The sequence below is a fragment of the Paraburkholderia sp. J63 genome (assembly GCF_905220245.1).
Taxonomy (GTDB): Bacteria; Pseudomonadota; Gammaproteobacteria; order Burkholderiales; family Burkholderiaceae; genus Paraburkholderia.
The window spans coordinates 1-1005 of the sequence record NZ_CAJMZF010000139.1 but is presented as its reverse complement, the minus strand read 5'-3'; the positions used below and the strand labels follow the sequence as shown (position 1 = coordinate 1005).

Annotated in this window: 1 pseudogene; it reads left to right on the top strand. The window is 61.0% G+C overall.

Going from position 1 to position 1005, the window contains the following annotated elements:
- Nucleotides 1-1005 (top strand): annotated as a pseudogene (locus U5775_RS38850) (hypothetical protein); the annotation flags it as partial.

Here is a 1005-nt window from a genome sequence, read left to right as displayed (position 1 = left end):
GACCGATACGGGTGATGGGCGCACGCTGACGTATTACTCGCTCTACATGCACCTGCTGGATATGACCGCGCAGGAGAACCTTGTTCCGCAGCCGAACGATCCGCCTGAGACCGGCTCGGCGAACGCCTTGCCCAGGTGGTTGCTCGATACGGCAGGGGGAAAGGATGGGGTGGTTCAGTTGGGCGGTACGAAGAAGGTGTACCGCAAGGACGTGCTCGGTTACATGGGCCAGCATCAGGAGGTGGCGCATCTGCACTTCGAAGTCTTCATGACGGACGCCGACTTCACAGCCTGGTTCGATCAGGCCGATCACAAGGTTCAGCTCGGCGAGAAGAACCTGGTCCAGCCGCAGTCGGGCGACTACTGGGGGCATAGCTATTTCGTTATCAAGGGACCGCTGGAGTTATATCCCCGGCCGGCCCGGAATGACACCTGGTTTCCCCGGGTGCCGGGCGGGTCGATTGCTTCAGGCGACACGCTCTATGTCGAGGCCTGGTTCAACCTGGGGCGGCGCTATACGCGTGCATGGATCGACAAGGGCGGCAGCGGCAACGTTACCCTGCTCACGCCTGATCCTGTCGCGGACCCCTATGACAACGGCACCGACAGCCATCACAGGCCAAAGCGGTACGAGTACGACCTGTATAGCCGCGCGATGGCCCTCTACCCGGCGTGTCCAAGCGACGGCTATGAGATGCTGCGGTTTGGCCGCATTCTCTCGGACCATCCAACCTTGACGGGAGCGGCCTGTACGACCTGGATCGCGGTGCCGTTCGACGAGAATGGCACGCTGGGCTATGTCGATATCGCCCCGGACGCAGTCACGAAACTGTCTGACGCGGATTTCCCGTTCTTTACGGGCTGGCAAAAGGTCGACGAGGACAACACGCCATTCGATCATGACGGGCTCTGCGGATACGATGCGCTTTGCCGTCTGACTGGCGTAGAGGACCCTCAAGCGACCGCAGGCATGGTGCAGCCGCTCGAATACGACAAGAACAACGA